Here is a 26,633-nt window from a genome sequence, read left to right on the forward strand (position 1 = left end):
GAATAAAACAAAATATTAACATATAAGTGCTATATCCTCAAGAAACAAAACGCTTTTTAATTATTTCGTAAAAACAAAAAATACCAATTTCAAGAAAACGTTGTAGTTCGTCTTAAAATTGGTATTTAAAAATAGAATTTCTTGTCTTTAAAACAACTTTGTAATGATCATTTCCTCGGTAATTCCTTCCGCATCGGCTTTGTAATTTTTAATAATTCTGTGACGTAAAATTCCAATAGCTACCGCTTTTACATCTTCGATATCTGGAGAAAATTTACCATGAAAAACGGCATGAGTTTTCGCTGCTAAAATCAAATTTTGGGATGCACGTGGTCCTGCTCCCCAATCCAAATAATTTTTCACAAATTCAGTTGCCAAATTATTATCAGGACGGGTTTTACTCACCAAAGTTACAGCATATTCAATCACATTGTCAGCAACCGGAATACGGCGAATTAATTGTTGGAAATCAATTATTTCTTGAGCAGTAAACAAAGGATCGACTACTGCTTTTAAATCTGCTGTGGTTTGTTTTACAACTTGTACTTCCTCTTGAAAACTAGGATATTCTAGTTTGATAGAAAACATAAAACGATCTAGTTGCGCTTCTGGCAAAGGATAAGTACCTTCTTGCTCAATTGGGTTTTGAGTTGCCAACACAAAATATGGCAAAGCAAGTTTATAATTGGCTCCTGCAATAGTTACCGAGCGCTCTTGCATGGCTTCGAGCAAAGCTGCCTGAGTTTTAGGCGGTGTTCTATTAATCTCGTCAGCGAGGATTATGTTTGAAAAAATAGGTCCTTTGATGAATTTGAACTGACGGTTTTCGTCTAAAATTTCGCTTCCCAAAATATCCGACGGCATTAAATCTGGCGTAAATTGAATGCGTTTAAAATCTAACCCCAAGGCTTGCGCTAATGTATTTACCAACAAAGTTTTCGCTAAACCCGGAACACCTACAAGCAAAGCGTGACCGCCACTAAAGACGCACAATAAAATTTGTTCTACAACGGCATCTTGCCCAACGATAATTTTGGCGATTTCTTTTTTTAAATCATTTCTTTTTTGAACTAAATTTTGAACTGCAGCTACGTCTGACATGTATAAAGTATTTTTAAATGAAAAAGAGTTAGTTTTTATGAAAACATAAAACTAACTCTTTTTATTAATTTATCGAAAAAAATATGAAACTTCTGAATCAGAAAACGAGCGCTTATTTTTTCAACCAATTATTAGTGAAAGCACAATCTCTGTATTCCCCAACAATTTTTATGTAAGTTTCTTTAATTTTCTCATCAAACCACTTACCAATAGCGGTAATACGTTTTTTGTTTAATGCTAATTCTTTAATTTTTGTATAATCTTTGGCATAATCAGCAGCATGCTCATCAATACGATTGGTAACTGTTATGATTTTAAATTTCTTTTTACCTTGATCATCTTGATCTAAAATTGGTGCTGAAATTTCATTAGTTTTTAAATTGGAAACCTGGCTATAAAAAGATGGATCCATTTTGGTCAACTCAAAGCGAGTATCCTGAGTTTGAGGATTTATTAGCGCTCCACCATTTGCTCTAGTCTGTTTTTCATCAGACAAACTTCTTGCTGCCTCTGCAAATGTAATTTCTTTAGCTTCGATTCTTTTTTTGATAAGTGCAATTTTTTCTTTGGCTTCTTTCAAAGAAGTTTCAGTCACAGTTGGTGCTAATAGAATATGTCTTAATTCAACCTCTTGCCCTTTTATTTTCTCTACATAAATAATGTGAAAACCAAATTCAGTTTCAAAAGGAGCAGATATTTCTCCTTCGGATAAACTAAAAGCAACTTCTTTAAATTCTTTTACAAAAGGCGTTTTACGATTCATTTTGTAATAACCACCATTTGCTCTTGAACCAGGATCTTGCGAGTATAAAACCGCTTTTGTAGAAAAACTAGAACCCTCTTGAATTTCCTTTTTGAACTCATTTAACTTATCAATAACTTTTTGCTTGTCTTCCTGGGACACCTTTGGCTCCACCACAATTTGCGCTACTTCCAATTCTACTCCAAAAGTAGGTAAGTCATCCTTTGGGATATTTTTAAAATAATTACGTACTTCTTCAGGTGTTATTTCTACAGCATCAACAATCTTTTTTGTCATTTCAGAAGTTAACTTACCCTCTTTTAAAATATCTGCAAAATACGTTCTAAAATCTTCTTCAGAATCTTTTTTGTAGTACTGCACTACCTTTTCCATAGAGCCAATTTGACCAACAAGGTAAGCCAATCTTTCCTCTAACATCCCTTTTACCTCTGCATCTGAGACAATAATACTATCTTGAACAGCTTGGTGTGCATATAATTTATCTTCAAGCAATTTACCTAACATTTGACATCTGGTTATATCCTTTACAGAACCACCGTTAGCAGCAATTTCCAGATATGACTTATCAATATCCGAATCTAAAATGATGTAATCGCCAACGGTAGCAATAACTCCGTCTACTTTTAGCTTTCCTTTTGAAGGCGCTTTTTTAACTGGAGCAGCAACAGAATCGACAATAATCTCTTGTGCATTGGCCTGAGTACTTACAAAAAAGAGACAAACTAAAGTAAGCAATAAGACACTTTTGCTAGTGATAAATTTCATTTTAATGGTAGTATTAATTGATGTAATAATTTTATAATTAAGCTTTTAGTTCCGCTATTGCAATACTAAATAAATTGAACGGCTGGCAAATATACACTTTCAAAAACAACTTCAAATATAAAGTCAAAATTGGAAACAGATCCTTGAACAATTCAAGCGAACAAAAATAGCAATTCATTGACACAAAACAAGTTTCATTGGTACTATTAACAAAAAATTATAGGCAAAAAAATTAGTACAATTTTCAGCAAAATTTCCTAAAAAAGCTACAATCAAAAATCCAAATTAAAACCTAAGAAGCACCGTATAATTAGCAGCAACAATACCAGAACTGCTTTAAAAAAAATAAATTATTACCTACGTAATCTTTCGTAAGAAATAAAGTTGTAAACACTATAACGTTTTCGTAATCCGCTGAAAAAAAATAAAGAACAGTATTTCGAATAATTAAAATATATTAGTAAAAAAATAAATTTTTCACAAAATTAAACACATTAAAATAAACATATCTTAAGTCAAAAGAAATCTAACTAGCTAAATAGTAGCAATTTTTCCTTAATACATTAACCAAACTATCAAACCATGAAAAAACCAATTTTTAAACTCTTAGCGCTAACTACCGCTTTAATGGCTATGTATTCTTGTAGCAATGACGATTCGGCAAACACCCTTGAAACAGCAAAAGAATTCAAAACGATCAATGTAACAACACATGACGGTCGTCCATTTGATACGGGTAAAAAAACTAATCTTTCTAACGGTCGATATGTAGCGAATCCTGGCGGAGGAGTCATGATGCAAGCATTTTATTGGGATGTCCCTGCAGGAGGTACATGGTGGAATGTGGTGAATTCAAAAATTACTGCATGGTCAAACGCCGGTATTGGCTCAATCTGGCTACCTCCTGTATCGAAAGCACAAAACGGACCATTCTCAATGGGATATGACCCTACAGACTACTTCGATTTTGGTAATTTCAATCAAAATGGAACCGTTGAAACTCGTTTTGGTTCTAAAACCGAACTTGAAAGTTTAATTACAAAAGTTCACGGCGAAAACATGCAAGTATATGCTGATATTGTACTTAATCATAACAGTGGCGGGCAATTAGAGAGTAATCCGTTTACAGGAACTCAAACCTATACTAACTTCACAGGAGTAGCCTCAGGTAAATTTAAAAGAACAAGCGCTGATTTTCACAAAAACGCTCTCAGAAATAATGACGAAGGCATTTTTGGTGGTTTTCCTGATCTGGCGCACGTGGCTCCTAACGTACAAGATTGGCTTTGGAAAAGATCAGACGGCGTAGGTAAATTTTATAAAAACACTATGAAATTTGACGGCTGGAGATTTGATTATGTAAAAGGTTTTGGTGCTTGGGTTGTTAAAGATTGGAATGCCAATGTAGGCGGATTCTCCGTGGGTGAACTTTGGGATGCTAATGTAAATTTACTTAACGACTGGGCTAATAACGCCAACAGCTCTGTGTTTGACTTTGCTTGTTACTACAAAATGAATGATGCATTTGACGGAAACAATCTTAATGTCTTGAATGACGATATGATGTGGAAAAGAAATCCTTACAAAGCGGTTACCTTTGTTGCCAATCATGACACTGACGAAATTTGGAAAAAAGAATTGGCTTACGCCTACATTTTAACTCATGAAGGCTATCCAACGATATTCTATAGAGATTATGAGGAATGGTTGAATAAAACTAAAATGAACAATCTAATTTGGATTCACAATAATAAAGCAACTGGAAACACCTCCATTTTATATACCGATACAGATGAATACATTGCGCGCAGAAACGGATACAATGGCAATCCAGGACTGGTTGTGTACATAAACAACTCTAATACTTGGCAAGAACGATGGATTCAAACCAATTGGACCAATGCTCAAATAAAAGATTTTACTGGCAATTCTGGCTGGTATCCTACCACACAAGCAGACAAATGGGTTAAAATACAATGTCCACCAAATGGCTATTCCATATGGTCTATCAATATGTAAAATCAAAGGCTACCAAATACGGTGGCCTTTTTTAATACAACATTACTAATAAACACTAATTCAAACCGAAATACGATGCTGAAACCACTTTGACAATCTTGCTTTTAGAGAGTACATTTTTTTTAATTGGCATTTATAAATAGTACTTTTGCAACCTATTTATATATACACATGGCTTTTTTAGAAGAAATACAACGCAGAAGAACTTTTGGAATTATATCGCATCCCGATGCGGGAAAAACAACACTTACAGAAAAACTCCTCCTTTTTGGTGGCGCTATTCAAGAAGCAGGTGCTGTAAAAAACAATAAAATTAAAAAAGGAGCTACGAGTGACTTTATGGAAATTGAACGCCAAAGAGGTATCTCAGTTTCTACATCCGTTTTAGCTTTTAATTACCAAGATAAAAAAATCAACATCCTTGATACGCCTGGTCACAAGGATTTTGCCGAAGATACTTTTAGAACATTAACAGCCGTTGACAGCGTAATTGTAGTGATTGACGTTGCCAAAGGTGTCGAAGAACAAACAGAAAAATTAGTTGCTGTTTGTAGAATGCGAAAAATTCCTATTATTGTTTTCATCAATAAATTAGACCGCGAAGGACAAGATGCTTTTGACTTAATGGACGAAGTAGAACAAAAATTAGGACTCGCTGTCACTCCATTGAGTTTCCCAATAGGAATGGGGTATGATTTTCAAGGCATTTATAATCTATGGGAACAAAACATCAACTTATTTAGTGGTGACAGTCGCAAGAATATTGAGGAGACCATCGCTTTTTCTGATGTACAAAGTCCTGAGCTAGAAAAAATTATTGGACAAAAACCTGCAGATAAACTTCGTGAAGAACTAGAGTTAATTGATGAAGTATATCCAAAATTTGACAGACAAGACTATTTAGATGGTAAATTGCAGCCTGTGTTTTTTGGTTCAGCGTTAAATAATTTCGGAGTTCGTGAATTATTGGATTGTTTTGTTCAAATAGCACCATCGCCTAGACCAAAAGACTCCGAAACGAGATTAGTAGACCCTGCTGAACAAAAAATGACTGGTTTTGTTTTTAAAATCCATGCCAATATGGATCCTAAACACCGCGACCGTTTGGCTTTTATCAAAATTGTATCTGGTACGTTTGAAAGAAATAAACCGTATTACCATGTACGTCAAAAGAAGAATTTAAAGTTCTCAAGTCCGAACGCTTTCTTTGCAGAGAAAAAAGAAATTGTTGACATATCCTATCCTGGTGATATTGTGGGTTTGCATGACACTGGAAACTTTAAAATTGGAGATACACTTACAGAAGGTGAAATAATGAGTTTTAAAGGAATTCCGAGCTTTTCTCCAGAACATTTTAGATACATTAATAATGCGGATCCTATGAAAGCAAAGCAGCTGGATAAAGGAGTTGATCAGTTGATGGACGAAGGAGTTGCACAGCTTTTTACGCTTGAAATGAATAACAGAAAAATCATTGGAACCGTTGGTGCGCTACAATACGAAGTAATTCAATACCGATTAGAGCATGAATATGGTGCAAAATGTACTTACGAAAACTTTCCAGTTCACAAGGCTTGCTGGGTAAAACCTAACGACTCTAAAAGTGATGAGTTTAAAGAATTCCGACGTATCAAACAGAAATTCTTGGCTCACGATAAATACGGACAATTAGTATTTTTGGCTGACTCTGATTTTACAATTCAAATGACTCAGAGCAAATACCCTAATGTCAAATTGTTTTTTACCTCTGAATTTGAGTAATAAAAATGTACTGACTTATGTTATGTCAGTCCCATGAACAAAAAAAACGCTACTTTTTCAAGTAGCGTTTTTTTATATATTCTAAAATCAATTATTAGGCAATCATACTTTCTAGACTTGAAGCTTTTTTTAAGAATGCTTTTATAAGCAATCTATTTGGAGCAGTACCAGATGTAATAATTTGTTTTTTTGTTGTTGTCCCTTCTGGATTTATTGTTTTGTTAGGATCTTGTTTTGAACCCATAAACCATAAAACGAAGTTCATTGAATTTGAAGTATTAGTTGTGGAAACATTTTCTGTTTTAGTAGAAGCAACTTCTGTCTGATTCATTTCTACAACCGTGTTTGTAGTCTGAGCGGATGAAATAGAAGACACTAAAGTAAAAGCAAGCACCATTACGGTGTTTAATATAAATTTATTGCTTACTTTAAGAGAAAAATGCTTCATATTACTTTCTAATTTTATTGGGATATTTGCTTTTCCTATATCTCGAGAACGAAAGTACAACATTAGTATATTGTCAAAAAATATTCTCGACAAAGCGCTTTAAAACTCGTTCAAAGCACAAATTGAGCACATGAAGCACTGTTAAACTGCATCTTAACAGAAATCAAGGGTGAGTACAACTGGAAAACTCCACAATAGAAAATCAATTGAAATTTTATATCTACCAAATAAAAAACCATTTCAGGCATTCAAAATAGTGCATAAAAAAAGGCTCCAGAAAAACTGGAGCCTTTTGAACTATTCTTTATGCTTGGCCAGCCGGACCAAAATTTAAAGGAATTGGGGCTTGATCTGTATCTTTGATCTCACCATGAGCGATTTCAAATCTATGAATATTTTCTCCAATTGCTTTTAATAATCTTTTAGCATGCTGAGGTGTCAAAACAATTCTTGACTTTACCTTTGCTTTAGGTATACCTGGCATGATGCTTACAAAGTCTAGAACAAACTCAGACGAAGAGTGATTGATTATTGCTAAGTTAGAATAAATTCCTTCAGCCGTAATTTCATCCAATTCGATATTAATTTGATCTTGTGGTTGATCTTTCATATTTTTAGTATTTAGTGGTTAGTTAAATAGTCCTCAGTGATTAAACTTTATGAAAAATCACTAAGGACTAGGCACTAAAACCTTAATAGATGTACTCCTCTTTGTTAGCCATCATATCATTGTAATCGTCTTTTGAACCTACAATTGTGTGATCGTACTCTCTCATACCTGTACCGGCTGGGATTCTGTGACCTACAATTACATTTTCTTTCAATCCTTCTAAGTAATCAATTTTACCTGCAACTGCAGCTTCATTTAATACTTTAGTAGTTTCCTGGAACGATGCCGCAGAGATGAATGATTTGGTTTGTAACGATGCTCTTGTAATACCCTGTAATACTGGAGTTGCTGTTGCAGTTACCACATCACGAGCTACTACTAGATTTTTATCTGTACGTTTCAATAAAGAGTTTTCGTCACGCAACTCACGAGGCGTAATGATTTGTCCTTCTTTTAATACAGCCGAATCTCCAGCATCCTCTACCACTTTCATACCGTATAACTTATCGTTTTGAACGATGAAATCTTTAGTATGAATCAATTGATCTTCTAAGAATAAAGTATCACCTGGATCTTGTACTCTTACTTTACGCATCATTTGACGAATAACAACCTCGAAGTGTTTGTCGTTAATTTTTACACCTTGTAAACGGTATACTTCTTGAATTTCATTCACCAAGTACTGTTGAACAGCAGCTGGACCTTGAATTCTTAAAATATCATCTGGAGTAATTGCTCCGTCAGACAATGGTACACCTGCTCTTACGAAGTCATTCTCTTGAACAAGAATTTGGCTTGATAATTTAACTAGGTATTTACGAACATCTCCAAATTTAGATTCGATAACAATTTCGCGGTTACCTCTTTTGATTTTTCCAAAAGAAACAACACCATCAATTTCAGAAACTACAGCTGGGTTAGATGGATTACGAGCTTCTAACAACTCTGTAATTCTTGGTAAACCTCCGGTAATATCTCCCGATTTAGAAGAACGACGAGGGATTTTCACCAAGACTTTACCTGCTTTAATTTTCTCACCGTTTTCAACCATCAAGTGGGCTCCAACTGGTAAGTTGTATGAACGAATCAATTCACCATCTTTACCGTAAACCAATAAAGTTGGGATTAATTTTTTAGCTCTTGATTCAGAAATTACTTTTTCTTGGAAACCAGTTTGCTCATCGATTTCAACCATGAACGATTGTCCTTGCTCTAAATCTTCGTAAGCAATTTTACCAGTAAACTCAGAAACAATAACCCCGTTATATGGATCCCATTTACAGATAACTTCTCCTTTTGCAACAGATTGACCATCTGCAACAAAAATACTAGAACCGTAAGGAATGTTGTTAGTACTTAATAAAATACCTGTTCTTTCGTCAATTAATTTCAATTCAGTAGAACGAGAAACAACAATATCAACTGAGTTTCCTTCGCTATCTTCTCCTTTAACAGTTTTAAGATCTTCAATTTCAAGCTTACCTGCAAACTTAGTTACAATGCTTGATTCTTCAGAAATACCACCCGCAACCCCTCCAACGTGGAAAGTACGTAATGTTAACTGTGTACCTGGCTCACCAATAGACTGTGCTGCAATTACACCAACAGCTTCACCTCTTTGAGTCATTTTACCAGTTGCTAGGTTACGACCGTAGCACTTAGCACAAATTCCTTTTAGAGCCTCACATGTTAATGGAGAACGAACTTCAACTTTCTCTATTGGAGAAGCGTCGATCGCTTTCATAATTACTTCAGTAATTTGCTCACCTGAACGAACTAGTACTTCGCTTGTCAAAGGATTGATTAAATCTTGTAACACTACACGTCCTAAGATTCTCTCTCCTAATGATTCTACGATTTCTTCGTTCTTTTTCAATGCTGAAACTTCAACACCTCTTAAAGTACCACAATCATCGATGTTTACAATTACGTCTTGTGAAACGTCATGTAACCTACGAGTCAAGTAACCAGCATCGGCTGTTTTAAGAGCGGTATCCGCAAGACCTTTACGAGCACCGTGAGTAGAGATAAAGTACTCAAGAATCGAAAGACCTTCTTTAAAGTTAGAAAGAATTGGGTTTTCAATAATTTCACCACCACCAGCAGTAGATTTTTTAGGCTTAGCCATCAAACCACGCATACCAGTTAACTGACGAATTTGTTCCTTAGAACCCCTCGCTCCAGAGTCAAGCATCATGTACACAGAGTTAAATCCTTGTTGATCTTCTCTAATGTTTTTCATTGCTAACTCTGTTAACTGTGCATTAGCAGAAGTCCAAACATCAATAACTTGGTTGTAACGCTCGTTATTAGTAATAAGACCCATGTTATAGTTAGCAGAGATACCTTGAACTTGCTCTCTTGCATCAGCAATTAACTTAGGTTTTTGGTCTGGAATTCTAATATCACCTAATGAGAATGACAATCCACCTTTGAAGGCAAATTTGTACCCCATATCTTTCATGTTATCCAAGAAAGCAGCAGTAGTAGGTACATCTGTACAGCTAAGTACGTGACCAATAATATCTCTTAAGTTTTTCTTTGTCAATACGTCATTGATATAACCAGCTGCTTCAGGAACAACTTCGTTAAACAATACACGTCCAGCAGTAGTTTGAATGATTTGGTAAACTAATTCACCAGCCTCATTGAAATCTTTTGCTCTAATTTTAACACGAGCATTCAATTCTACTCTTCCTTCATTCAAAGCGATATTCACCTCTTCAGCAGAATAGAATGTAATTCCTTCACCTAAAATTTTCAATTCAGGAGTTGACAAACGTTCTTTGGTCATATAATATAGACCCAAGACCATATCCTGAGATGGTACAGTAATTGGAGCACCATTTGCAGGGTTCAAAATGTTGTGCGAACCTAACATTAACAACTGAGCCTCTAGGATAGCCTCTGGTCCTAATGGTAAGTGTACCGCCATTTGATCCCCATCAAAATCCGCATTAAATGCCGTACAAACTAAAGGGTGCAATTGGATTGCTTTTCCTTCAATTAATTTTGGTTGGAATGCTTGAATACCTAGTCTGTGCAAAGTAGGAGCACGGTTTAATAAGATTGGGTGACCTTTGATTACATTTTCAAGGATATCCCAAACAACAGGCTCTTTTTTATCAATTATTTTTTTAGCAGATTTAACTGTTTTTACAATTCCTCTTTCGATCAATTTACGAATCACAAAAGGTTTGTACAACTCAGCTGCCATATCCTTAGGAATACCGCACTCTGACAATTTTAATTCTGGTCCAACAACAATTACCGAACGAGCAGAATAATCCACACGTTTACCCAATAAGTTTTGACGGAAACGACCTTGCTTACCTTTTAACGAGTCAGAAAGTGATTTCAACGGTCTGTTTGATTCTGTTTTAACAGCAGATGCTTTACGCGTGTTGTCAAATAATGAATCTACAGATTCTTGCAACATACGTTTCTCGTTTCTCAAGATAACTTCTGGAGCTTTGATCTCCATTAATCTTTTCAAACGGTTGTTACGGATGATTACACGACGGTATAAATCATTCAAATCTGAAGTTGCAAAACGACCTCCATCAAGTGGCACAAGCGGACGCAATTCTGGTGGAATAACTGGTACCACTTTCATAATCATCCACTCAGGACGGTTTTCGCGGTTTAAGTTAGACTCACGGAAAGATTCAACTACTTGTAATCTTTTTAAAGCTTCTGTTTTACGTTGTTTAGACGTTTCATTGTTAGCGCTGTGTCTTAATGAATATGATAATGCATCAAGATCAATTCTTGCTAACAAATCCATAATACACTCTGCTCCCATTTTGGCAACAAATTTATTAGGATCAAAATCATCTAAATATTGGTTGTCTGCAGGAAGGGTATCTAAAATATTCAAATACTCCTCTTCAGTCAAGAAATCTAATCTTTGTAATGATTCGCCATCAGCATTTTTAGCAATACCAGCTTGGATTACTACGTATCTTTCGTAGTAAATAATCATATCTAATTTCTTAGAAGGAAGACCAAGGATATAACCAATTTTGTTTGGCAAAGAACGGAAATACCAAATATGAGCAATTGGCACTACAAGATTAATGTGACCTACTCTATCTCTACGTACTTTTTTCTCTGTAACTTCAACACCACAGCGGTCGCAAATGATACCCTTGTAACGAATTCTTTTGTATTTTCCACACGCACATTCGAAATCCTTTACAGGTCCGAAAATACGTTCGCAAAAAAGACCATCACGCTCAGGTTTGTGCGTTCTATAGTTGATCGTTTCTGGCTTTAATACTTCACCTCTTGACTCTTTTAAGATTGATTCTGGTGATGCTAATCCAATAGAAATTTTATTAAACCTTTTAACTTGGTTTTTATCTTTATTGTTATTATTTCTGTTATTCATCATAGTTTCTACTATTGATTTATCTGCAATTAAAAAATTGATTTTTGTGTTGGTCTCGGTCTTAAACATTTAGTTCAAACGTCAACAATAACACTACCACGAATTACTTCTCTAAACCTCAAGCCCTTGCTTGAAGTGCTAGTTATTGAACTCTAAAACTCAATAAAAAATCGGAACGGTTTACGGGTATAAATCTTGAAAACTAATTTAAAAAGTAATCAGTGTTCAGTATTCAACATACATTGAACACTGACCACTTTTTACTGAATATTATTCTTCTAATCTGATATCTAAACCAAGACCTTTCAATTCATGCATCAATACATTGAATGATTCAGGTAATCCTGGCTCTGGCATAGATTCTCCTTTAACGATTGCCTCGTACGTTTTAGCTCTACCAATTACGTCATCCGATTTCACTGTCAAGATTTCACGAAGTGTACTAGAAGCTCCATAAGCCTCTAATGCCCAAACTTCCATCTCTCCAAAACGCTGACCTCCAAATTGTGCTTTACCTCCAAGTGGCTGCTGAGTGATTAAAGAGTACGGTCCGATAGAACGTGCGTGCATCTTGTCATCAACCATGTGACCTAATTTCAACATGTAAATTACACCTACAGTTGCAGCTTGGTGGAAACGCTCTCCAGTACCACCATCATACAAATGCGTATGACCAAAACGAGGTACTCCAGCTTCATCCGTTAAAGCATTGATTTCGTCTAAAGATGCTCCGTCAAAAATTGGTGTAGCAAATTTTCTGCCCAAGTTCATACCAGCCCATCCTAATACTGTTTCATAAATCTGACCAATGTTCATACGAGAAGGTACCCCAAGTGGGTTCAATACGATATCAACTGGTGTTCCATCTTCAAGGAAAGGCATATCTTCATGACGTACGATACGAGCAACAATACCTTTGTTACCGTGACGACCCGCCATCTTATCACCCACTTTTAACTTACGTTTTTTAGCGATGTATACTTTAGCTAATTTCAAAATTCCTGCTGGCAATTCATCTCCGACAGTAATCGTGAATTTCTCTCTACGTAATGCACCTTGTAAGTCGTTCAATTTAATTTTATAGTTATGAATTAAATCATTAACCATAGTATTCGTAGCATCATCAGCTACCCATTGACCTTTACTTAAGTGAGCAAAATCCTCTACTGCATAAAGCATTTTTTGAGTGTATTTTTTACCTTTTGGTAAAACCTCTTCACCCAAATCATTCATTACCCCTTGAGATGTTTTTCCGTTAACGATCAAGAAAAGTTTTTCAACTAGTTTGTCTTTTAACTCAACAAACTTCACTTCAAACTCCATTTCAAGTGCACCTAATGCATCCTTGTCTTGGGTACGTTTACGCTTATCTTTTACCGCTCTTGCGAACAATTTTTTATCTAAAACAACACCATGTAAAGAAGGAGAAGCTTTCAAAGAAGCATCTTTTACATCACCTGCTTTATCACCAAAGATGGCACGCAATAATTTCTCCTCTGGAGTTGGATCTGATTCCCCTTTTGGAGTAATCTTTCCGATAAGAATGTCACCAGGCTTCACCTCGGCTCCAATTCTAATCATACCGTTTTCATCCAAGTCTTTTGTAGCCTCTTCAGAAACGTTAGGAATATCATTCGTTAATTCTTCGTTACCCAATTTCGTATCTCTTACTTCTAATGAGTAATCATCTACGTGGATTGAAGTAAAGATGTCATCACGAACTACTTTCTCAGAAATTACAATCGCATCCTCAAAGTTATAACCTTTCCATGGCATAAACGCCACTTTCAAGTTACGACCCAATGCTAATTCTCCATTTTGAGTAGCATATCCTTCAGATAAAACTTGACCTGGAACAACTCTATCCCCTTTTCTTACGATAGGTTTCAAGTTAATACTTGTTCCTTGGTTAGTTTTTCTAAACTTAATTAAGTTGTATGTTTTTTCATCAGGCTCAAAACTTACCATTCTTTCTTCTTCAGAACGATCGTATTTGATAGTGATGATGTTTGCGTCAACATACTCAATAACTCCATGACCTTCAGCATTAATCAATACTCTAGAATCAGAAGCTACTTGACGCTCTAAACCGGTACCTACAATTGGAGCTTCAGGGCGTATCAATGGTACGGCCTGACGCATCATGTTCGATCCCATCAAAGCTCTGTTCGCATCATCATGTTCCAAGAAAGGAATCAACGATGCAGAAATAGAGGCAATTTGGTTTGGAGCAACGTCAGTATAATCAACATTTGAAGGATCAATAACAGGGAAATCACCTTCTTGACGCGCAATTACGTCTTCGGCAGTAATTTTACCAGAATTGTCCATTTGAATGTTGGCTTGTGCAATTAACATTCCTTCCTCTTCCTCGGCACTAAGGTATACTGGAGTAGATTCTAAATCTACAACACCATTAGTTACTTTGCGGTAAGGAGTTTCGATGAATCCCATTCCATTCACTTTAGCATAAACACCAAGTGAAGAGATCAATCCAATGTTTGGTCCCTCAGGAGTTTCGATTGGACATAAACGCCCGTAGTGCGTATAGTGAACGTCACGAACCTCAAATCCTGCTCTTTCTCTAGATAGTCCACCTGGTCCAAGTGCAGATAATCTTCGCTTGTGCGTGATTTCAGCCAATGGATTGGTTTGGTCCATAAATTGAGACAATTGGTTGGTACCAAAGAATGAGTTAATTACAGAAGATAATGTTTTAGCATTGATCAAATCAATAGGTGTAAACACCTCATTATCTCTTACGTTCATTCTTTCGCGAATAGTTCTTGCCATACGAGCAAGACCAACACCAAATTGTTGAGAAAGTTGTTCACCAACAGTTCTAACTCTTCGGTTAGATAAGTGATCAATATCATCAATCTCCGCTTTAGAGTTGATTAATTCAATCAAATATTTTACGATGGTTATGATATCCTCTTTGGTCAAGACTTGCTTTTCCATTGGCGTATCTAAACCTAACTTTTTATTAATTCTGTAACGACCTACTTCACCTAAGTTATAACGTTGATCAGAGAAGAATAATTTATCAATGATACCACGTGCTGTTTCTTCATCAGGCGGTTCTGCGTTACGCAATTGTCTATAGATGTGCTCAACAGCCTCTTTCTCAGAGTTTGTTGGATCCTTTTGTAACGTATTGTGAATGATAGCATAATCACCTTGATTAGCATCCTCTTTATGCAATAAGATAGACTTAACGTTAGAATCAATAATTTCTTCCACATTATCTTTGTCGATAATAGTATCTCTATCAAGGATTATTTCGTTACGTTCGATAGATACAACTTCACCAGTATCTTCGTCTACGAAATCCTCGTGCCAAGTGTTCAATACACGTGCAGCAAGTTTTCTACCAATATATTTTTTAAGACCAGTTTTAGAAACCTTAATTTCTTCAGCAAGGTCAAAAATTTCAAGAATATCTTTATCTCTTTCAAAACCGATAGCTCTGAAAAGAGTGGTTACTGGTAACTTTTTCTTTCTATCAATGTAAGCATACATTACACTATTGATATCAGTAGAAAATTCAATCCAAGAACCTTTAAACGGAATTACTCTCGCCGAATACAATTTTGTACCATTTGCATGGAATGATTGACCAAAGAAAACACCCGGAGAGCGGTGCAATTGAGATACAACTACACGCTCAGCACCATTGATAACAAAGGTACCACTAGGCGTCATATAAGGAATTGTACCAAGATAAACATCTTGAACAATAGTTTCAAAATCTTCGTGTTCTGGGTCAGTACAATACAGTTTAAGTCTAGCCTTTAATGGCACGCTGTATGTAAGACCTCTTTCTATACATTCTTGAATTGTATAACGTGGAGGATCTACAAAATAATCAAGGAACTCTAATACGAAGTTGTTTCTTGTATCAGTTATTGGAAAATTTTCCATGAAGGTATTGTAAAGCCCTTCGTCACCTCTTTCGTCTGATTTAGTTTCTAATTGAAAAAAATCTTTAAACGACTTAACCTGAACATCTAGAAAATCTGGATAGTCAGGGATATTTTTTGTTGAGGCAAAATTCAATCTTTCAGTCTGATTTGTTAGCATCAATGGACAAAATTTTGATTAAAAAAGTAATTTGTTTTGTGAATTTTAGAGTTCTAAAAACACATTTTATAACCGGTACATCTTTAAAAATTAATTATTGGGATAACTACTTTCTTATTATCTATTAATTTTTTTTCCTCGTACTGGGAATAAATAGGGTATTCAACGTGCTAGTTTGTTGTAATACAAGCTAGACTTTTGTTATACGAAAAATGGTTTAGGTCATTGAGTGACTAAACTCAAGACCTAAACCTTATTTTATAAACTTAGTTTAACTATTTAAGCTCAACTACAGCTCCAGCTTCTTCTAAAGATTTTTTAAGACCTTCAGCCTCTTCTTTAGTTACACCTTCTTTAACAGTACTTGGAGCACTATCAACTACATCTTTAGCTTCTTTCAAACCTAAACCTGTAAGTTCTTTAACCAATTTCACAACTGCTAATTTAGAAGCACCAGCCTCTTTCAATACAACTGTAAACTCAGTTTGAACTTCTTCAGCAGCAGCTTCACCACCACCTGAAACTACTACAGCTGCAGCAGCTGGTTCGATTCCGTACTCATCTTTTAATATTGTTGCTAATTCGTTAACTTCTTTTACAGTAAGGTTAACTAATTGTTCTGCGAATTGTTTCAAATCTGCCATTTTTTCTATCGTTTTAAAATGATTTGTAAAAATATAATTTATTTATTGTGCGCTAATTTAAATAACTATAGTTTAAAATATAGTTATTATGCCTCTGCTTCCTCAGTTGCCTCTTCGCTATTAGCGAATTGGTTTTGAAGAGCTGAGATAACTCTTTGTGCAGGAGATTGTAATAATCCAATGATTTCGCCAATAAGCTCTTCTTTAGATTTGATAGTTGCTAATGCATCTAATTGATCGTCTCCGATGTAAACTTCAGAATTAATGTAAGCTCCTTTTAATACAGGCTTTGCTGATTTTTTTCTGAAATCTTTGATAATTTTACCAGGTGCATTTGCAACATCTGAAATAAAGATTGCACTGTTACCAGTTAAAACTGATGGCAAATCTCCATAATCATTATCAGATGCTTCCATTGCTTTTGCAAGCAAAGTGTTTTTTACAACCTCTAATTTTATACCTGCTTTAAAGCAAGCTCTTCTCAAGCTTGAAGTAGTCTCTGCATTAAGTCCTGAAATATCAGATATGTAAATGATATTTGTACCAGCTAACTGTGCAGTTAAATCTTCAATCGCGATTGATTTTTCTTCTCTAGTCATACTAAAAATTATTAACTACCAATTATACTGCTTTTGGATCCAATGCAATAGCTGGACTCATTGTGCTTGTAAGGTGAATACCTTTAATGTAGGTACCTTTAGCAGCAGTTGGCTTAAGTTTGATTAATGTTTGAATAATTTCGTGTGCATTGTCATAAATTTGCTCAGCACCAAATGATACTTTACCAATTCCTGCATGTACAATACCAGTTTTATCAACTTTAAAATCGATTTTACCAGCTTTAACCTCTTGAACAGCTTTTGCAACATCCATAGTTACAGTACCTGTTTTTGGGTTTGGCATTAAACCTCTTGGTCCTAAAATACGACCTAATGGACCTAATTTACCCATAACAGCTGGCATAGTGATGATAACATCAACATCTGTCCAACCATCTTTAATTTTTTGAAGGTAATCATCAAGACCAACATAGTCTGCACCAGCTGCCAAAGCTTCCGCTTCTTTATCTGGAGTCACTAATGCTAATACTTTAACATCTTTACCAGTACCATGCGGTAATGTAACAACACCTCTTACCATTTGATTCGCTTTTCTTGGATCTACACCCAAACGAACTGCGATATCAACAGACTCATCAAATTTTGCAGAAGCAATAACTTTGATTAATGCCGCAGCATCTTTCAAAGAATATAATTTGTTCTTTTCAATTTTTGAAGCAGCCTCTTTTTGCTTTTTTGTCAATTTTGCCATGTCTATCTCTTAATTAAAAAGGAGAATCTCCTGATATAGTTATACCCATAGATCTAGCAGTTCCAGCAATCATGCTCATAGCAGATTCGATTGTGAATGCATTTAAATCTACCATTTTATCTTCAGCAATTGCTTTGATAACATCCCAAGTAACGCTAGCTACTTTTTTACGATTTGGTTCACCAGATCCTGACTTTAGCTTTGCAGCTTCCAATAATTGGACAGCCGCTGGAGGAGTCTTAACAACAAAATCAAATGATTTGTCTTTATACACAGTAATTTGTACTGGGCATATTTTGCCGGGTTTATCTTGAGTTCTAGCATTAAATTGCTTACAGAATTCCATGATGTTTACCCCAGCAGCTCCTAAAGCAGGTCCAACCGGTGGCGACGGGTTCGCAGCACCTCCCTTAACTTGTAGTTTAACTACCTTACTAATTTCTTTAGCCATTTTTAAAAAATTTAACATTGCTACCAATGGAAGCGGAAACAATGATTATTATAGATGTAACAAAAATTATACTTTTTCAACTTGCATAAAACTCAACTCTAAAGGTGTTTTTCTTCCGAAGATTTTCACCATTACTTCAAGTTTACGCTTTTCTTCATTAATTTTTTCAACCGTTCCGTTGAATCCATTAAATGGCCCATCAATTACTTTTACAGTTTCACCCATATTGAATGGAATAGCACGTGTATCTGTATTAACAGCCAACTCATCAACTTTTCCTAGCATCCTGTTAACTTCCGACATTCTTAACGGAACAGGCTCTCCACCTTTAACTTCTCCTAGAAAACCAATAACACTTGTTATAGACTTAATGATATGCGGTATTTCACCAACAAGATTCGCTTCGATCATTACATAACCTGGAAAATAAACTTTGTCTTTAACTAATTTTTTTCCTTCCTTAACAGTAACGACTTTTTCGGTTGGAACAAGAACTTGTGAAACATAATCTTCCATTCCTAATCTTGCGATTTCGGTTTCGATATATGCTTTTACTTTGTTTTCCTGCCCGCTAACCGCTCTAACGACATACCACTTCTTCACATTATTATCTGCCATAACAAAAATTAAGCTTTTATCCAATTAAAAAATCCAGCTAAAGCTTTTGCAAAAATCTCATCTACTCCCCAAGTCCCCAAGGCAAATAAAACAGAAAATACAGCTACAACAATGGTTAGACGCTGTACTTCAGACCATTCTGGCCAAGTTACATTTGATTTTAATTCCTCAAATGCCTCTGATATGTAATTTACAACTTTTGTCATTGTGATTTATTTTTTTTGCACGGGCGGAGGGATTCGAACCCCCATCAACGGTTTTGGAGACCGCTATTCTACCCTTGAACTACGCCCGTAGAATAAAAAATAGTGTCATCGTTAAACGACACTATTTTTTGATTGTATATTTCGTGGATTAACCTACGATTTCAGTTACTTGTCCAGCACCTACTGTTCTACCACCTTCACGGATAGCGAAACGTAAACCAACGCTCATTGCGATTGGGCTTAACAAAGATACATTGATAGTTAAGTTATCACCTGGCATTACCATCTCTACTCCTTCTGGTAAAGTAATAACTCCTGTTACGTCAGTTGTACGTACGTAGAACTGTGGACGGTAGTTATTATGGAATGGAGTGTGACGTCCACCTTCTTCTTTTTTCAAGATATAAACCTCAGCTTTGAAAGTTGCGTGTGGCTTAACAGATCCTGGCTTAATGATAACCATTCCTCTTTTGATAGATTCTTTATCAATACCTCTCAACAATAAACCTACGTTATCTCCAGCTTCTCCTCTATCAAGGATTTTACGGAACATCTCAACTCCAGTGATAGTAGAAGTCAATTTCTCAGCTCCCATACCAATAATTTCTACTGGATCTCCAGTGTTTGCAATACCTGTTTCGATACGACCTGTAGCAACAGTTCCACGACCAGTAATTGTAAATACATCCTCAACTGGCATCAAGAATGGTTTGTCAGTATCACGTAATGGCTCTTCGATCCAGTTATCAACAGCTTCCATCAATTCTAAAATTTTAGGAACCCATGCAGCGTCATTGTTCAATCCTCCTAAAGCAGAACCTTGGATTACTGGACAGTTGTCACCATCATATTCGTAGAAAGATAATAAATCTCTAATTTCCATTTCAACAAGCTCTAACAACTCAGCGTCATCCACCATGTCAACTTTGTTCATGAAAACAACCATTCTAGGAATACCTACTTGGCGACCTAAAAGGATGTGCTCACGTGTTTGTGGCATTGGTCCATCAGTTGCAGCTACAACAAGGATAGCTCCATCCATTTGAGCAGCACCAGTAACCATGTTCTTTACGTAATCCGCGTGACCTGGACAGTCAACGTGTGCGTAGTGACGGTTAGCAGTTTCGTACTCAACGTGTGATGTATTGATAGTAATACCTCTTTCTTTTTCTTCAGGAGCATTATCAATTTGATCAAATGATTTTGCTTGACAGTAACCAGCATCAGATAATACTTTTGTGATTGCTGCTGTTAAAGTAGTTTTACCGTGATCTACGTGTCCGATCGTACCAATATTTAAGTGTGGTTTCGAACGGTTAAAGGTTTCTTTTGCCATTTTACTTAATTTTAATCTTGTTATATATTAATTTTTATTTCCTACTTACTTGAGCCAACTACGGGAATTGAACCCGTGACCTCTTCCTTACCAAGGAAGCACTCTACCTCTGAGCTAAGTCGGCAGAACCTCTTATCAAAGAGCTTAGTTTCTAAAAGACAAGTTCTACACTTTTCTAAAGCAACTAAGTTTCATTCTAGTGGGGAGAGCAGGATTCGAACCTGCGAAGTTCACACAGCAGATTTACAGTCTGCCCTCGTTGGCCGCTTGAGTATCTCCCCTCACTTTCTTTATCTTTCAATATGTTAACTTGGAGCCGGCGGAGGGACTCGAACCCACGACCTGATGATTACAAATCAGCTGCTCTAGCCAACTGAGCTACGCTGGCAAATTGATAAAAAAAGTCCGCTATTTCTAACGGACTGCAAATGTATAGATTTTATCTAGCAATCAAAACATTTTTTGAAAAAATTTTATATTAAATGTGCGAACTAATCTTTTCTTTTCGTTTTAACAGCATTCGCTCTAAAGATTCTGCGGCTAACTCGGTTGCTTCTTCAAATGATTTACATTGTTTTTTAACCAATAACTCATCACCGGGTACATTAATTTTTACTTCGACAATTTTATTTTCTTTCTCACTCGTTTTTTCAACTTTCAAATACACATCAGACGAGACGACCTTATCGTAGTACTTTTCAAGTTTATCCATTCGTTCTTGAACAAAATCAACCAACTTTCTGTCAACAGTAAAGTTAACTGCGTGAACACTTACCTTCATAATCATCGTTATTAAAAATTATTAAATATTTTTTTTTCATCAGCCCCTTGGATGTGCTTTTTTATGCACTTCTTGAAGAACCGATAGACTACTATGTGTATACACCTGCGTAGAAGCTAGACTAGCATGCCCCAATAATTCTTTGACTGAATTTAAATCTGCACCATTATTAAGTAAATGAGTAGCAAAAGTGTGACGAAGAATGTGAGGACTTTTTTTTAGCTTGTGCGACACTCTACTAAAGTATGAATTTATTAACCGATACACAAGACTTTCGTTTAATTTTGTTCCTTTTTTCGTGAGAAAAAAATAATCTGAATCTTCAAGTGTCTCTAAATCAGCCCTAGCAGCAAGGTATCTCTTGATTGAATCTAATAAAAACGGCAACAACGGCAACAAACGCTCTTTTTGGCGCTTCCCTAATACTTTAATAATACCTGATGCTAAATCTACATTTTTAAACTCCAACCCAATAAGCTCCGCCCTTCGCATCCCTGTTGCATAAAACAGTTCTACAATCAATTGATTACGTACTGATTCAAAATCAGTTCCTTTTGGAAAAACCTCCGCAACCTGCACCATCTCTTGTTCCGAAAACGGAATCTGAATTATTTTGGGAGTTTTTAAGGCCTTGTGAGTCGCCAAAGGACTGGCTTTAATTTGCTTGCTTCGGAGTAAAAATTTGTAAAAAGCTTTAAGAGACGCTACTTTTCTATTTATTGTAGTGTTTGAAAGTGACTGATCGACTAACTCTACTATCCAAGCTCTTATTTGAACATACAGCACATCATCAATTGTAGCTTGCTGATATCTCAAAAATACAAAGTCTCTAAAAGAAACTAAGTCGTTATTGTAAGCCGTAATGGTGTGATTGGAATACTTTTTCTCCAAGCGGAGGTATTGCCCGAATGCTTCTATACTTTTAACCATAAAAAAAACCGTTAGCATCAAAGTTAAATAATTTTGATGACTAACAGTTCCTATTTTCTGTAGAATCGACTAACTTTCTATTTAACTTTCATATTTTGGATATAAGCCATTTTTTGAATTTTGATTCTGTTTGTTACTAACGGCATAACAAAAGCACTACGTGCTCTTTGATTGCGAATTCTCTTTATTTTTTCTTTTTAAAACTAAAGTAGTAAGCAACTTCAAAACCTAAGTCATAATTGGTATCTAAATCTGTATTGGGCGTTCTTTTAATCACTTTGTTAAAGTTGATATTATCTACAAAAACAGACAACAAAACCGCATCATAGGATTCTGACCACAATTTACCCAAAACCCCCATGTTTAAACCAAAAGAACGACTAACTCCTTTACGGGCTTCTTTTGTATAAATTGTTTTAGTCTCTTGATAAACAAAAATCGCATCTGAAGCTTTTATTTCGGCATAATTATATTTTGGCTTTACTGCTAGGTACCAATGTTTATTTTGATCCAAAGGAATAAACAAATTGGGAGTAACACTCCAATTTAAAGCCTGAAAAGTTGTAAAAACATCTTTTATCCGCGTAAAAGAATTTGCAGAGTCATAAGTAGTATTGTTTTGCAAAGCGCCGAAAAAGAATCGGAATTCAATCTCTGGCTTAATAAAATCCTGTAGATTATATTGAACTCCTGTAGAAATATTTAGGTAACCATTATTTTCAAAAGATGTATTGATATTTTGCCCCGCACCCAAAAAAGGCAATACTTTTTGTGCACTGACACAAAAAATATTGAAAATTGCTACAAATAAAACTTTACTTATTTTAGAATAACCCATGCAACAGTAAAATTTAAAATAGTAACAACTTGATGAACCAAATTACTACTAAAATTATATCCCAATCCTGTATTCGCACCAAGATTAATCCCTGATTTATACGTTTTTTGAAATCCCCACACAGCCCCTGTTGTAAGGCCGTCATAATCACTTAAACAAGAACCATCATTTATGGGCTTCATATAATAACTAATAGAAGGAGCAATATAAGCAGCTGAATTACCTCTAATTGATTTATTTTTAGCCAAGCGTTTTTCTAAATTATAATAATAACGATATTGAGCTCTGCCGAATGGAGATGCCAACAGTTTTAATTGCCCACCTCCCTTACTCGTGCCTCCAAATGACAAATTAACATCAACATTAAAAGTTGTCTTATCACCTAAAACCCGCTCATAGGTCAAGCCTGGTGCTAAAATATTGACTTTAAATAAATTTCTCGATAAATCACTTTCTTTTTGCGAATAGGCAAGCGTTGAAAAGATTAAAATAGCTGTAAAAATTAAGATTTTTTTCATGGTTAATAGTGTTTTACAAATTAATAAGATGTTTTATTCTTTTTGAATAAGTCTTGACCCAGACCATTCACCATCAATATACACTGCACCGTAATTTTCATAATTTTCCTTTTAGCAGATAACAAAACAAATGTAAGATTTATTTTAAAAAACAAAATTTTTTACAAAAAAAATAGCAATAAAGTTAAAAAACTCTATTGCTATTTTTATAATTAATGTAGAATCGACTAACTTTCTAAGTTATCTTTCATATTTTGGATATAAGCCGCTTTTTGAATTTTGATTCTGTTTGTTACTGAAGGCTTAATAAAAGCAGTACGTGCTCTTAGTTGACGAACAGTTCCTGTTTTATCAAATTTTCTTTTGTAACGTTTTAACGCTCTATCGATATTTTCTCCGTCTTTAATTGGTATAATTAACATAATATAGACACCCCCTTTCTTTAAGTGTGCAAAAGTAGTTATTATTTTTCGTTTAATCCCTACTGTTCTTCAATTTATTTTGGTGTGCCGGCACAAAGCGCATCCATTACATTATCAATCAAGCTTCGGTGCCGTCAGGCTATTCATTGCAATCTTTTATTTCGCTACGCTTCATAAAAGGATTTCCACTACTATCCTTCACACAAAAAAAGGAGCGAACAAACTGCTCACTCCTTGATTTTATTCATTGGAATTCCTCACAATGATATTTACTTACAACTTATAATGAATAGTCAAAACTATTTCACAGCTGGTTCGTAACTTTGATCATCAATAATCATTTTTCCTAAAATTTCTTTTAAAATCTCTGAAGTACCACCTCCAATTGGCCCTAAGCGACTGTCTCTAAACAAACGCGCCAAAGGATACTCTTCCATGTAACCATAACCACCTAGCATCTGCAAACAACTGTAAATAGCCTCATCAGCAACTTTGGTTGATTTCAACTTAGCCATTGTAGCCTCTTTTACTACATATTCTCCTTTATCTAATCGAGCAACAGCAGCATAATTAAAAATTTTACAGTGCTCTACTTCAGTGGCGTGCTCTACAAGGGTGTGACGCAAGGCTTGAAATTTACTTATCTTTTTTCCAAAAGCTTCACGTTGAGACATATAATCGATAGTATAATCAATTGCATATTCCCCTCTAGCATGTGCATTAATTGCCATTATTAAGCGTTCAAATGCAAAATGCTGCATGATATATGGAAATCCTTTCCCTTCTTCACCCATAAGATTTTCAGCAGGAAGCTCCACATTATCAAATGCGATCTCTGCCGTATCCGATGCTCTCCATCCCAATTTATCAAGTTTAGATGCTGATATTCCTTTTAGACCGGTATCCATCAAAAAGATACTAATTCCTTTGTTACCCAACTCCGGATTTGTTTTGGCCGCCACAATATAATAATCAGCGTAAACACCATTAGTGATAAAGGTTTTCGATCCGTTTATGATATATTTGTCGCCTTTTCTAACTGCGGTGGTGCGCATTCCCGCAACATCACTTCCTCCAAAAGGTTCTGATATACACAATGCTCCAATTTTTTCACCTGCAATACTCGGCGCAAGATAATCTTGCTTGATTCTATCATCGCCTTCTGCATTTAAATGCGTCATAGCTAAATACGCATGAGCCCACATTGCTGCAGCAAAACCTGATGATTTTATCTTTTGTAGTTCTTCTAAAAAAACAACTGTGTAAAACAAATCAAGATTCATCCCGCCGTAGGCCTCTGGGTAATTAATCCCAAAGTAACCCATATCGCCAAATTTTTTCCAGATAAAACGCTCTATCGTACCTGTTTTTTCCCATTTTTCAATGTGAGGAACCACTTCTTTTTGTAAAAAATCTTTTAAACTTTCTCTGAAGGCCTGATGCTCTTCTGTGAAGTAAACTGAATTCATATTCTATTATTTTTTTCTTTTAAAAATGTAAATTAAGGTCGTCATTGTTGGACTGAGGCTTACAATTATTAAATGCAACAATACATCAACTAATCTAAAGAAAGGCGCTTTACTCTAATAGTTCACTCAAACTAAACGCGATAAAAAACCTACAATGCTCCCAAAACCAGCAACTTCTAACGAAAGTCCAAATATAAGGCAATTATTTTTGCTTTATCAACAGGAAATCCTTTAATTTTTGTTAAATCCTCAATTTTAGCAAAATCTCCTTTCATACTACGATAGGTAATTATATCACGAGACAATCCGCCCTTAAAATAATAAAACTGACTTAATTCCCTGAGAGAGGCGTTATTAATATCTAACTTTAAAATAGCTGGCAACGCACTAACATGAAAATGTGTATTCAATTCTAAAACAACCTCAGGTGATAAGCCCCAAACTTCAGTCAATTGCTCCATACTTACAAATCCACCAAGAATGGAACGCTGCTTGATAATTCTGGTAGACAATGCCTCACCAACACCATAAATTTTCATAAGATCATCTTGGTTTGCGAGATTGATATCTTTGACAATGATTTTTTCTTTAGCTCCTGCAGCCTTTTTATAATCATACGATTTTTTAGTGTAGTCACCTTTTGGTTTCGTTGATACCCAAGTCGGAAACTGAAACATTGGAGTAATTTCTTTTAAAAGAGAATCTGAAATTTGAGTCACCATTTGAAACTCAGCTGCAGAATTGACATATTTATTTTGTTTTCGAAAAGCAAATAGGCGGTCAATCTCTGCTACTGACATTCCTAATTTATATCCTTTGTAGTCAGAAATAAAATTAGGATTAAATTTATATGTTTTGTTCGATACTTTTTTAGCATTATGACTAAGTGTGTCGATAGTACTTTGTAGAGCCAACCACGTTTGCTCCTTAGGATCTTTTTTTTCAATTACAGACCAATCACAAAAAAACACCAAGCTTTGTAATACAACGATAAAAACTAGCAGTATTAAAACACCCACACGTTGTTGTTTGGTATAATTAAAATAGGAAACAATGGTTTTTAATACTCTCATAGGCTTAAAAATTCGCACCACACTAGATTAGTTTTAAAAATAAGAAATAAATACGAAACTCATTACGAATTACTTTAAAAAAATTGATTCTCA

Annotated in this window: 22 protein-coding genes and 4 tRNA genes; 2 read left to right on the forward strand and 24 right to left on the reverse strand. The window is 35.3% G+C overall.

The window, feature by feature from the left end:
- Positions 1-147 precede the first annotated feature (147 nt).
- Positions 148-1,101 carry an AAA family ATPase gene (locus KBJ98_RS04040; RefSeq protein ID WP_166138750.1) on the reverse strand — a complete coding sequence of 318 codons (954 nt, stop codon included), beginning with the start codon at positions 1,099-1,101 and terminating at the stop codon, positions 148-150.
- Between the two features lie 112 nt (positions 1,102-1,213).
- Positions 1,214-2,629 carry a peptidylprolyl isomerase gene (locus KBJ98_RS04045; protein WP_210788387.1) on the reverse strand — a complete coding sequence of 472 codons (1,416 nt, stop codon included), beginning with the start codon at positions 2,627-2,629 and terminating at the stop codon, positions 1,214-1,216.
- A 582-nt stretch (positions 2,630-3,211) separates the two neighbouring features.
- Between KBJ98_RS04045 and KBJ98_RS04050 the strand changes: the two genes are divergently transcribed.
- Both KBJ98_RS04050 and KBJ98_RS04055 read left to right on the forward strand, forming a co-directional pair.
- Complete coding sequence (locus KBJ98_RS04050; RefSeq protein ID WP_210788388.1) at positions 3,212-4,648, forward strand: alpha-amylase; 1,437 nt, start codon at positions 3,212-3,214, stop codon at positions 4,646-4,648.
- 171 nt (positions 4,649-4,819) lie between these two features.
- Positions 4,820-6,409, forward strand: a complete 1,590-nt coding sequence (locus tag KBJ98_RS04055; RefSeq protein ID WP_210788389.1) for a peptide chain release factor 3 — start codon at positions 4,820-4,822, stop codon at positions 6,407-6,409.
- Positions 6,410-6,503: 94 nt separating this feature from the next.
- Here KBJ98_RS04055 and KBJ98_RS04060 read toward each other — a convergent pair whose 3' ends face one another.
- The 22 genes from KBJ98_RS04060 to KBJ98_RS04165 all read right to left on the reverse strand — a co-directional run bounded on the left by KBJ98_RS04060 (position 6,504) and on the right by KBJ98_RS04165 (position 26,540).
- Positions 6,504-6,857: a hypothetical protein gene (locus tag KBJ98_RS04060; RefSeq protein WP_210788390.1), complete on the reverse strand. Its 354-nt coding sequence runs from the start codon at positions 6,855-6,857 to the stop codon at positions 6,504-6,506.
- A 304-nt stretch (positions 6,858-7,161) separates the two neighbouring features.
- Positions 7,162-7,467 carry a DUF3467 domain-containing protein gene (locus KBJ98_RS04065; RefSeq protein ID WP_210788391.1) on the reverse strand — a complete coding sequence of 102 codons (306 nt, stop codon included), beginning with the start codon at positions 7,465-7,467 and terminating at the stop codon, positions 7,162-7,164.
- A gap of 82 nt (positions 7,468-7,549) precedes the next feature.
- Entirely contained in the window at positions 7,550-11,863 is a 4,314-nt protein-coding gene (rpoC, locus tag KBJ98_RS04070; protein WP_210788392.1) for a DNA-directed RNA polymerase subunit beta', read from the reverse strand.
- 267 nt (positions 11,864-12,130) lie between these two features.
- A complete protein-coding gene (gene rpoB / locus KBJ98_RS04075) occupies positions 12,131-15,943 on the reverse strand; it encodes a DNA-directed RNA polymerase subunit beta (RefSeq protein WP_166138767.1) in 3,813 nt (1,270 codons plus the stop codon).
- A 275-nt stretch (positions 15,944-16,218) separates the two neighbouring features.
- Positions 16,219-16,587 (reverse strand): 50S ribosomal protein L7/L12, encoded by a 369-nt coding sequence (gene rplL / locus KBJ98_RS04080; protein WP_166138772.1) that lies wholly within the window; start codon positions 16,585-16,587, stop codon positions 16,219-16,221.
- 86 nt (positions 16,588-16,673) lie between these two features.
- Positions 16,674-17,186, reverse strand: coding sequence for a 50S ribosomal protein L10 (gene rplJ / locus KBJ98_RS04085; RefSeq protein WP_210788393.1), 513 nt, complete (start codon positions 17,184-17,186; stop codon positions 16,674-16,676).
- Positions 17,187-17,208: 22 nt separating this feature from the next.
- Positions 17,209-17,898 carry a 50S ribosomal protein L1 gene (rplA, locus tag KBJ98_RS04090; RefSeq protein WP_039111376.1) on the reverse strand — a complete coding sequence of 230 codons (690 nt, stop codon included), beginning with the start codon at positions 17,896-17,898 and terminating at the stop codon, positions 17,209-17,211.
- A 13-nt stretch (positions 17,899-17,911) separates the two neighbouring features.
- A complete protein-coding gene (gene rplK, locus KBJ98_RS04095; protein WP_166138783.1) occupies positions 17,912-18,349 on the reverse strand; it encodes a 50S ribosomal protein L11 in 438 nt (145 codons plus the stop codon).
- 66 nt (positions 18,350-18,415) lie between these two features.
- Entirely contained in the window at positions 18,416-18,967 is a 552-nt protein-coding gene (nusG, locus tag KBJ98_RS04100) for a transcription termination/antitermination protein NusG (protein ID WP_166138786.1), read from the reverse strand.
- Positions 18,968-18,975: 8 nt separating this feature from the next.
- Entirely contained in the window at positions 18,976-19,173 is a 198-nt protein-coding gene (gene secE, locus KBJ98_RS04105; RefSeq protein ID WP_086455318.1) for a preprotein translocase subunit SecE, read from the reverse strand.
- An 18-nt stretch (positions 19,174-19,191) separates the two neighbouring features.
- A tRNA-Trp gene (locus KBJ98_RS04110) sits at positions 19,192-19,262 on the reverse strand.
- A gap of 59 nt (positions 19,263-19,321) precedes the next feature.
- On the reverse strand, positions 19,322-20,509 hold the full coding sequence (tuf, locus tag KBJ98_RS04115; RefSeq protein ID WP_166138789.1) for an elongation factor Tu: 1,188 nt from the start codon (positions 20,507-20,509) through the stop codon (positions 19,322-19,324).
- A gap of 52 nt (positions 20,510-20,561) precedes the next feature.
- A tRNA-Thr gene (locus KBJ98_RS04120) sits at positions 20,562-20,633 on the reverse strand.
- A 76-nt stretch (positions 20,634-20,709) separates the two neighbouring features.
- Positions 20,710-20,790, reverse strand: a tRNA-Tyr gene (locus KBJ98_RS04125).
- A gap of 30 nt (positions 20,791-20,820) precedes the next feature.
- Positions 20,821-20,897, reverse strand: a tRNA-Thr gene (locus tag KBJ98_RS04130).
- 90 nt (positions 20,898-20,987) lie between these two features.
- Positions 20,988-21,290, reverse strand: coding sequence for a ribosome hibernation-promoting factor, HPF/YfiA family (hpf, locus tag KBJ98_RS04135; protein ID WP_210788394.1), 303 nt, complete (start codon positions 21,288-21,290; stop codon positions 20,988-20,990).
- Positions 21,291-21,329: 39 nt separating this feature from the next.
- Positions 21,330-22,220: a tyrosine-type recombinase/integrase gene (locus tag KBJ98_RS04140; protein ID WP_210788395.1), complete on the reverse strand. Its 891-nt coding sequence runs from the start codon at positions 22,218-22,220 to the stop codon at positions 21,330-21,332.
- Positions 22,221-22,404: 184 nt separating this feature from the next.
- Positions 22,405-23,058 (reverse strand): hypothetical protein, encoded by a 654-nt coding sequence (locus KBJ98_RS04145; protein ID WP_210788396.1) that lies wholly within the window; start codon positions 23,056-23,058, stop codon positions 22,405-22,407.
- Complete coding sequence (locus KBJ98_RS04150) at positions 23,040-23,576, reverse strand: DUF3575 domain-containing protein (RefSeq protein ID WP_210788397.1); 537 nt, start codon at positions 23,574-23,576, stop codon at positions 23,040-23,042. The genes KBJ98_RS04145 and KBJ98_RS04150 overlap by 19 nt, the downstream gene beginning before the upstream one ends.
- Before the next feature lie 227 nt (positions 23,577-23,803).
- The gene (gene rpsU, locus KBJ98_RS04155; protein WP_072993116.1) at positions 23,804-23,998 is read right to left on the reverse strand and encodes a 30S ribosomal protein S21; all 195 of its coding nucleotides are present in this window, start codon (positions 23,996-23,998) and stop codon (positions 23,804-23,806) included.
- 299 nt (positions 23,999-24,297) lie between these two features.
- Positions 24,298-25,467, reverse strand: a complete 1,170-nt coding sequence (locus KBJ98_RS04160) for an acyl-CoA dehydrogenase family protein (protein WP_210788398.1) — start codon at positions 25,465-25,467, stop codon at positions 24,298-24,300.
- Positions 25,468-25,643: 176 nt separating this feature from the next.
- Complete coding sequence (locus KBJ98_RS04165) at positions 25,644-26,540, reverse strand: ComEA family DNA-binding protein (RefSeq protein ID WP_210788399.1); 897 nt, start codon at positions 26,538-26,540, stop codon at positions 25,644-25,646.
- Positions 26,541-26,633 lie beyond the last annotated feature (93 nt).

Source organism: Flavobacterium erciyesense (assembly GCF_018069925.1).
GTDB classification, from domain to species: domain Bacteria; phylum Bacteroidota; class Bacteroidia; order Flavobacteriales; family Flavobacteriaceae; genus Flavobacterium; species Flavobacterium erciyesense.